The organism is Saccharopolyspora sp. 6V (assembly GCF_020176785.1).
GTDB lineage: Bacteria > Actinomycetota > Actinomycetes > Mycobacteriales > Pseudonocardiaceae > Saccharopolyspora_C > Saccharopolyspora_C gregorii.
The window spans coordinates 1-4,423 of record NZ_JAIUKB010000135.1 but is presented as its reverse complement, the minus strand read 5'-3'; the positions used below and the strand labels follow the sequence as shown (position 1 = coordinate 4,423).

Sequence of the window (4,423 nt, the reverse complement as noted above, 5' to 3'; positions counted from 1 at the left end):
GTGAACGGACCGTTCGTCCGATCTGGTTGGACGAACGGTCCGTTCACTCACGTCTCGGTCGGGTGGGTGGTCGACGGAGCGTCCGGCCTCGCCGCTTCACGGAGCGATCTCGCTCGGGCGGCGTCGACGCCGCTGCCCGCACCTCTGGCGCCACCAGCGGCTCGACGCCGTGCTCGTCGTGCCCAAGAAGGCAGCGGAGGGCCCGTTCGGACTGCCCAACGACAACCCGTGGGACTGCCTCGGGCACTGGGGCCGGCGCGCTCTGGACCTGCCGGACCCCCGGATCCGGGCCCGGCGTCCTGGTTCGAGCCGACGCTGCCCGAGCTCGGGCCGGTGTTGAGCACGCGACCTCGACCAACGGGATCACCGCGCTGTGGACGGCGGTGGAAGCCGCCCGCACCCTGGGCCTGATCACCTCGCCCGGAGGCCGTTGACGACGAGTTCGACGAGGGTCGGCGCGCGTGCGTCCCACTCGGCTTCGGGGATGCGGGACAGCCCGCCGAGCAGCAGCAGCACGTCGGCGGCGTCGATGTCCGCGCGGAACTCGCCCGCCGCCTCGCCCCGGTCGAGCAGCGCGCCGAGCGCCTCGTCGATGCGGTGGTGCTGGCCCGCGTGCAGGTCCTGCCAGGCCGACGCCTCGATCGCGGCCATCACGCCCCGCTTCACCCGCGCGTACTCGACGAGCCGCTGCAGCCAGCGGGTCATCGCCTCCAGCGGCGCGTGCTCGGCCAGCAGCGGTGGCACCTCGTCGACGAGCTGGCCCAGCTCCTCCCGGTAGACCTCGGCGAGCAGGTGCTCGCGGGTGGGGAAGTGCCGGTAGAGGGTGCCTTGGCCGACGCCGGCCGACTTGGCGACGGCGTGCAGCTTCAGCTCGGCCGCCGCACCGTTGGACCTGCTCAGCGCGTCGCGCGCGGCGTCGACGATGCGGTCGCGGTTGGCGGCGGCATCGGAGCGCAGTTCTCGGTCGGCCACGGTGCTCCCTTCGGTGGGCTTCCTCCGGCGGACAATCGGACAGTTGTCCGATACGGTGACGACCGCAACCGGACAACTGTCAGCTTAGACCTGGAGCCAGTGGGATGAACGGGCCGAACGACAAGATCATCGCCATCACCGGGGCCAGCAGCGGGATCGGCGCCGCCACCGCGCGGGAGCTCGCCGCCCGCGGCGCCACCGTCCTGCTCGGCGCCCGCCGCACCGACCGGCTGGACGAGCTCGTCGCGGGCATCCGCGCCGACGGCGGACGGGCGGAGGCGCTCGACGTCGACGTCACCCGCCGCGCCGACCTGCAGCGGCTCGTCGACCGGGCCGTCGAGGGCTACGGGCGCCTCGACGTGCTGGTGAGCAACGCGGGCATCGCGCGCGTCGCGCCCATGACCGACCTCGACGTCGACGACTGGGACGCCATGGTCGACGTCAACCTGCGCGGCGTGCTGCACGGCATCTCCGCCGCGCTGCCGCTGTTCCACCGCCAAGGCCGCGGGCACTTCGTCACCACCGCGTCCACCTCCGGCCTCAAGATCGTGCCGACGCAGGCCGTCTACGCGGGGGTCAAGAACGCGGTGCGCACCACGATGGAGGCGCTGCGCCAGGAATCCACCGACGGCTCGGTGCGCACCACCACCATCTCGCCCGGCTACGTCCGCACCGAACTCGTCGACCACGTCGAGGATCCGGCGCAGCGCGCGCAGTACCAGCGGCACATGGCCGAACTCGGCATCGGGCCCGACGCCGTCGCCCGCGCCATCGCGTTCGCCGTCGAACAGCCGGACGACGTGGAGATCGGCGACATCGTCCTGCGGCCCACCCGGCAGGGCTGACCGCCATCGCCCCGGTGTTCGGATCCGCGAACACCCTCGTCGTCGGCGAATCCCCGTTCGTGGCGGTCTTCGACACCATCGGCATCCCGGGAGCCGGGGTGGCGTTGCGGGCGGTGATCCTGGTGGCGGTGCTGTCGGTGCTCAACTCCGGGCTCCGCACCTCGTCCCGTGCTCGGCGAGCGCGGGGACGCCCCGGCGTGGACGCACCGGGTCGACTCGCGCGGGGTGCCCGCGGCGGGAGTGCTGTCCGGTGCTGCGGCGGCGCTGGGAGCGCGAGGAGCCGGCGGTCTTGCGGATCAGGATGGGCCTACCCGGTGCTGCCGCTGCTGGTGGCCGCGGCGATCGTGGCGGTGCTGGTGTCGATGGCCTTCAGCGCCGCCGCCGGGACGCGGGCGAGCCTGCTGGCGCGGGGCGTCATCCTCGCGATCGCGCCCGGTTCGGGCGGCGCCGCGCCGACGCGGCGGAGACGTTCCGGCGAGTTAAGAATTGATTTCGGCGAGCGCCGGAATTGTCCTGTAGGCACGCTGAATGGGGGTCCCGGCATTCTTGCCCGCCGGATTGAACACTCCGCCGGAGGTCCCCCGTCGGGTGGACGGAAGTGGAACTCAGGGTGTCGGGAAACCCCTCACCAGTCACTCGGCAAGCCTCTGGCCTGCGAGTTCCTCCGCTGGGCGTTGACCTAGGAAAACAGGTACTGTCTGCGACGTTCATTACACTTTCTCTGGGGAATGCTGCTCGATTCGGGTGAGGCGGTGTGGATCTTGACAACTGAGCGTGTGCGCCGCACCATTCCGTCCCAAGCATCGGAACGGGTTGCGCGGGCCGCCGGAACGTGGTCGCCCGGCCCGGTGTGCCCTGAGAAAGACCCTCCACGCCGGCGAATCCGCGCATCGAGGCGAACCCCCGAGCGTCCGGAACGGCGACCCCGAGGAGTCGCGAGCAACCGCGCAGGCCGACCGCGTGGACGAGCAGAACGGAAATTCCGGACACAGTGAGCCAAGAAACCCTCCAGACCGGCGGCGATCCGAACGGGAAGCAGCCCGTCGACGCCGGAGACGCCGGCTACAGCAAGTCGCTGAAGGCGCGGCACATCAACATGATCGCCATCGGCGGCGCGATCGGCACCGGCCTGTTCCTCGGCGCGGGCGGCAGGCTCGTGCAGGCCGGGCCCGCGCTGGCCATCGCCTACGCGGTGTGCGGGCTGTTCGCGTTCTTCGTGGTCCGCTCCCTCGGCGAGCTCATCCTCTACCGCCCCTCGTCCGGCGCGTTCGTGTCCTACGCCCGGGAGTTCATGGGGGAGAAGGGGGCCTACACCGCCGGGTGGATGCACTTCCTGAACTGGTCCACCACCGGCATCGCCGACATCACGGCCATCGCGCTCTACGCCCACTTCTGGGCGCTGTTCTCCCCGGTCCCGCAGTGGGTGCTGGCGCTGATCGCGCTGGGCGTCGTGCTCGCGCTGAACATGGTGTCGGTGCGGCTGTTCGGCGAGATGGAGTTCTGGTTCGCCATCGTCAAGGTCGGCGCGCTGGTGCTGTTCATGCTCATCGGCATCTACCTGATCGTCACCGGCCACGCCATCGACGGTCACCAGGCCGGGTTCTCGGTGATCTCCGACAACGGCGGGGTCTTCCCCTCCGGGATCGTGCCGGTCGTGCTGATCATGCAGGGCGTCGTGTTCGCCTACGCCTCCGTCGAGCTCGTCGGCGTCGCCGCCGGTGAGACGGAGAACCCCGAGAAGATCATGCCCAAGGCGATCAACTCGATCATGTGGCGGATCGGGATCTTCTACGTCGGCTCCGTCGTGCTGCTCACGATGCTGATGCCGTGGAGCTCCTACAAGGACGGCGAGAGCCCCTTCGTCACCGTCCTCGCCAACCTCGGCGTCCCCTACGCCGGGGACGTGATGAACCTCGTGGTGCTCACCGCCGCCATGTCCAGCCTCAACTCGGGGCTGTACTCCACCGGCCGCATCCTGCGGTCCATGTCGCTGGCCGGCTCCGCGCCGAAGTTCACCGGCGCGATGAACAAGAGCCAGGTGCCCTACGGCGGCATCCTGCTGACCTCCGCGGTCTGCGTCGTCGGCGTCGGGCTCAACGCGGTCGTGCCGGAGCAGGCGTTCGAGATCGTGCTGAACTTCGCCTCGATCGGCATCCTCGCCACCTGGGCGATCATCGTGCTCAGCCACCTGCTGTTCGTGCGCAAGGCCAAGCGCGGCGAAGTGGAGCGGCCCGGCTACCGGCTGCCGTTCTCCCCGTACATCGAGTACGTCACGCTGGCGTTCCTGGCCTCCGTCGTGGTCCTGATGGGCTTCGACGAGACCGGGCAAATCACCCTGATGGCGCTGCCGGTGATCCTGATCGCGCTGGTCGTCGGCTGGTACTGCGTCCGCGGCCGCATCGACATGTCGAAGATGGAGCGCGAGTAGTCCAGGCGACCTCCCGAGCGGGGGGGGGGGGGGGGGGGGGGCCCGCGGGGCGCTGCGCGGCCGCGTCGGAGGCGGGCACGGTGGAGCGGGACGTGCCGGCGAACCATTCGCCGCAGTTCGCCCCGCAGCTGCACCCGACGTTGTCGGCCGGGGTGGAAACCCTGGTGACGGCGGCCCG

General features: G+C 70.7%; 3 protein-coding genes and 1 pseudogene. 3 read left to right on the top strand and 1 reads right to left on the bottom strand.

The genetic code is table 11. From position 1 onward, the window contains the following. Window positions 1-411: 411 nt before the first annotated feature. Window positions 412-972 (bottom strand): TetR/AcrR family transcriptional regulator, encoded by a 561-nt coding sequence (locus LCD35_RS23845; RefSeq protein WP_224956560.1) that lies wholly within the window; start codon window positions 970-972, stop codon window positions 412-414. Window positions 973-1,076: 104 nt separating this feature from the next. On the opposite strand from LCD35_RS23845, the gene LCD35_RS23840 reads away from it, so the two are divergent. The 3 genes and pseudogenes from LCD35_RS23840 (at window position 1,077) to LCD35_RS23830 (ending at window position 4,245) form a co-directional block, all read left to right on the top strand. Then, window positions 1,077-1,817: an SDR family oxidoreductase gene (locus LCD35_RS23840; RefSeq protein WP_224956559.1), complete on the top strand. Its 741-nt coding sequence runs from the start codon at window positions 1,077-1,079 to the stop codon at window positions 1,815-1,817. Window positions 1,818-1,831: 14 nt separating this feature from the next. After that, window positions 1,832-1,987, top strand: a pseudogene (locus LCD35_RS23835) (hypothetical protein); the annotation flags it as partial. A 926-nt stretch (window positions 1,988-2,913) separates the two neighbouring features. Next, the gene (locus LCD35_RS23830; protein WP_224956561.1) at window positions 2,914-4,245 is read left to right on the top strand and encodes an amino acid permease; all 1,332 of its coding nucleotides are present in this window, start codon (window positions 2,914-2,916) and stop codon (window positions 4,243-4,245) included. Window positions 4,246-4,423: the final 178 nt, after the last annotated feature.

Coding starts and splice junctions, on each gene's coding strand:
- LCD35_RS23840 (WP_224956559.1), top strand. CDS start 1,077: ATGAACGGGCCGAACGACAAGATCATCGCCATCACCGGGGCCAGCAGC.
- LCD35_RS23830 (WP_224956561.1), top strand. CDS start 2,914: ATGATCGCCATCGGCGGCGCGATCGGCACCGGCCTGTTCCTCGGCGCG.